Origin of the sequence: Nonomuraea sp. NPDC049784 (assembly GCF_040659615.1) — a bacterium.
GTDB lineage: Bacteria > Actinomycetota > Actinomycetes > Streptosporangiales > Streptosporangiaceae > Nonomuraea.
The window spans coordinates 1-3,662 of record NZ_JBFAMX010000823.1 but is presented as its reverse complement, the minus strand read 5'-3'; the positions used below and the strand labels follow the sequence as shown (position 1 = coordinate 3,662).

4 protein-coding genes are annotated in these 3,662 nt (G+C 73.5%); 1 reads left to right on the top strand and 3 read right to left on the bottom strand.

Annotated features, from left to right (window positions below; translation table 11 throughout):
• The 3 genes from AB0J09_RS59210 to AB0J09_RS59200 all read right to left on the bottom strand — a co-directional run.
• A partial coding sequence (locus AB0J09_RS59210; RefSeq protein WP_360712254.1) for a PH domain-containing protein occupies positions 1 to 1,569 on the bottom strand: 1,569 nt, incomplete at its 3' end.
• A gap of 176 nt (positions 1,570 to 1,745) precedes the next feature.
• Positions 1,746 to 2,246, bottom strand: a complete 501-nt coding sequence (locus tag AB0J09_RS59205; RefSeq protein ID WP_360712251.1) for a PH domain-containing protein — start codon at positions 2,244 to 2,246, stop codon at positions 1,746 to 1,748.
• Positions 2,243 to 2,470 carry a hypothetical protein gene (locus AB0J09_RS59200; protein ID WP_360712248.1) on the bottom strand — a complete coding sequence of 76 codons (228 nt, stop codon included), beginning with the start codon at positions 2,468 to 2,470 and terminating at the stop codon, positions 2,243 to 2,245. Before AB0J09_RS59200 ends, AB0J09_RS59205 begins: the two co-directional genes overlap by 4 nt.
• A 112-nt stretch (positions 2,471 to 2,582) precedes the next feature.
• On the opposite strand from AB0J09_RS59200, the gene AB0J09_RS59195 reads away from it, so the two are divergent.
• Positions 2,583 to 3,662: histidine kinase (locus AB0J09_RS59195; protein WP_360712245.1), on the top strand; the 1,080-nt coding region annotated here is incomplete at its 3' end.

The following is a 3,662-nucleotide window of genomic DNA, read 5'->3' as shown; positions in this document are numbered from 1 at the left end:
GGCGGCCGCGGCCAGCACCGCGGCTGACACCAACGCCCGCACGACCCGCCTCCGCCTTGCCGCCTTCGGATGCGCGACCAGCGCCCCCGCGCCTGGCCCTTTCGCACCTGGCTCGCCGGCGCTCGTGCCTGAACCCCGACCGGTCGCGTCCGGCTCGCAGGCGCTCATGCCCGAACGCCGCCCGGTCGCGTCCGGTTCGCCGGCGCCCGTGTCAGGGCTGCTCCTGATCGCGCTCGTGTCAGGGCCGCTCCTGATCGCGTTTTCGGCGTCTGGGACGGATGCGCCCGCCGCCGGTCGGTGCACCTCGGTCCGCGCGTCGTGTCCGCGCCCGTCTGCGCGGTGGCCCGTCGCGTGTGGGCCCTGGACGGAAGTGCGCGCGGTCGGCCAGGACGCGTCCGCCGCCGGGCCGGCCTGCTTGGCGTGCCGAGGCGCGGCCGGGATCGGTTCGATTGCGCCCTCCTCTGCGGCGTGCCCGAAGACGGTCGCGTCCGTGGAAGGTGGGGAGATGGGCGACGGAGTGTCGGCGATCTTGGCGGCGAGATGCCAGGCCAAGGCGCGGGGGAGCGGCGGGGTGAGAGCGGCGACGTCCTCGGTCTCGTGCTCGGCCGCCTTGCCCAGCCCGGTGGCGATGGTCTTGACGCGGGCCCCGCCGCCCAGCCGGAGCAGCAGCGGTTCGCTGACTTCCACGCCGCGCAGCCTGCGCTCCTCCAGGGTCAGGGAACGGGTGGTCAGCAGTCCGCGGCGGAGCCGGAGCCGGCCGGGCTCGCGTTCCAGCCGGTAGCGGCCCCACGACTCGGCGAACAGCAGGACGGCGCCGAGCACTCCGGCGGCCACGTTCACCGCGAGGAGCAGCGGGACAGCCACCAGCGGGCGCGCCGTCACCCAGTCCCACAGGCCGGTCGCCGCCCAGGTGGCGACGCTCTCGGCCCCGAACGAATTGAGCGCCTTGTAGAGGGCCCCGAGCACCAGCGCGGCCCCGGTGAACGTCCACACCGACAGCGGCGCGTACTTGATCCACGACCAGTGCAGCTCCACCAGCGGCCCGCCATCGGCAGCGGGCTCCTCGCCCTGGTGCAGCAGCGTACGGCGCAGGGACTCCGCCTCGTGCCTGGTCAGCGGGTCGAGCACGAGTTCGGTTCCCTCGGCCGAGTGCTCGCCCGTGCCCACCTTGACGACGGTCAGACCGAAGGCGCGGAGCGCCGGATCGGCCCTCAGATTCACGCTGCGCACCCGGTCGAGGGGGATCGAGCGGTGCTGGCGGACGGTGATCCCCGAGCGCAGTTCGAGACGTTCGGGGGTGAGCCGCCAGCGGGTGGTGCGGAGCCTGGCCACGTCGTACGCCACCACGGTCGCCACCACCAGCACCGCGGCGGCCGCGCAGACCGCCACGACGCCGCCGGGCGCCCAGTCGCTGCCCACCAGGAAGCGCACCAGCGCGGCCACCACGCCCGCCACGATCGCCAGCGACTTCACCCCGGAGGCCCACCAGCTCCGCCCGGCCAGCCGCCGCCACCCCCCATCCCCAACGGCCGCTTCGCCTTCGATGGGTGCTCCGTCTCCGACGGGCACTTCACCGTCAACGGGCAGCCGGGCTTCCAGCGAGGGCAGGCCACCCGTGTCACGAGGTCCTCCTGGAGACGGCCCGTCCGTGCCGCGCCATCCGTCCGAGGACGGCCGCCCCGCGTCGTGCCATCCCCCGGAGCGGGATCCATCTCCGCTGCGCCGTTTCGATGCGCGAAAGCCGTTCACGTAGCGTCCCCCGGCGTCGCCTGTGTGATGGCGGTCAGGCGTTCGGCCAGCTCGGCCGCCACCTCGTGGTCCAGCGCCTCGATCTTGATCGCCCCCGCCGAGGAGGCGGTGGTCACCGTGATGTCGGCCAGTCCGAACAGTCGCTGCACCGGCCCCCGCGCGGTGTCGACCCGTTGGATCCGCGACATCGGCGCCACCCGCCAGGTGTGGATGAGCCACCCCTTGCGCGTGTAGACCGCCTGGTCGGTGACCTCCCACCGCTCCACCCGGTAGTAGGCGCGCGGCGCCACGAGAGCCAGCACCACGCAGCCCGCGGCGAAGACCCCCACGCACGCGCCCAGCCAGACCGGCCGCGAGGTGAAGATCCAGTACGCCGCCACCGCGGCTACGGCCACCGGCACCATGAGGATCAGCCACTGCGCCGTCCACCAGGCGACCGCCCGCGGGTCGGCCTGGTTACGCGGCGGGCGCAGCTCCACCTGGGCGATCCCGGTCATTCCCCGCCCTCCGCCTTCCTCGCGGAGTCGGTCACGGCCAGCATGACCAACCCGAGCACCCCGATCACGATGGCCGCGAACACCTCATACCCCTCCAGGAACGGCAGCCGGTTGACCACGAGCAGGCCGTGCGCCCACCGCCACCATCCGAACAGGGTGTTCAGCAGGCCGCCCACACCCTGCAGGAGCAGCAGCCAGCCAAGCACCGTCAGCATCGCCTTCATGGAGTCCAAGCGTCGTCACGGGGGAGCGGGGCCCGCGTCGGCCGTAGGTCTCGGCCGGCATCGACTTTGGTCGCTGTCGCCGTACCCTTGGCAGGGCCTAACCTCGATGAGCGTGACGGAACTGCGGGGGGACGGCGGTCACGCCCACGAATACCGGTGGGCGCTGCCGTCGGTGCTGCTCGGCGACGGGCGCGAGGGCCGCAGGGTGCGCCGCTCGACCCGCGACTGGATCGTCGACATCCTCATGTTCCTGCTCGCGTGCGGCGTCACGCTCCTGTCCCTGCCGGAGCTCCAGGACGAGCCCGAGCCGCTGCTGGCGCTCGAGCAGGTGGTGGGGGCGCTGTCGTGCGTGGCGGTGTGGCTGCGGCGCAGGTGGCCGCTGGGGCTGGCGCTGGTGACGACCCTGCTCTCGTCCTATCTGGAGCTGTCGGGTGGGGCCTCGCTCGTGGGACTGTTCACCGTGGCGGTGCACCGGCCGTTCAAGGTCTCCGGGCCGATACTGCTGCTCTCGCTCGTCGCCCTCGCCCCGTACGTCATGCTGCGGCCCCAGGACGATCTGGACCGGACATGGGCGGCGGCGCTCGGCGTGACGATCGTGCTGACCGTGTTCGCTTGGGCCGTCGTGATCAGGGCCAGGCGGCAGCTCGTCTGGTCGCTCAGGCAGCGCGCCGACAGCGCCGCGGAGGAGGCCAAGCGGCTCGAGCGCGAGCGCATCGCCAGGGAGATGCACGACGTGCTCGCGCACCGCATCTCCATGCTGAGCCTGCACGCGGGGGCGCTGGAGTTCCGGCCGGACGCGCCCGCCGAGGAGATCGCCAGGGCCGCCGGGGCGATCAGGACCAACGCCCACCTGGCATTACAGGACCTGCGCGAGGTGATCGGCGTGCTGCGCCACGCGCACCCGGACGGCGACGACCCGGTGCCCGATCGGCCGCAGCCCACGCTCGCCGACCTGCCCACGCTGGTGGGGGAGTGCCGCCACGCGGGCATGGACGTGCGGCTCGACCTGCGTGCCGACGGCGACGCACCGGAAGGGCTCGGCCGCAACGTCTACCGCATCGTCCAGGAGGCGCTGACCAACGCGCGCAAGCACGCGGGCGGGGTGCCCGTGAAGGTGGCGGTCTCGGGAGCGCCGGGCGAGGGGCTGTCCGCGGAGGTGCGCAACCCTCTGTGGGCGCGCCACGGGCTGCGC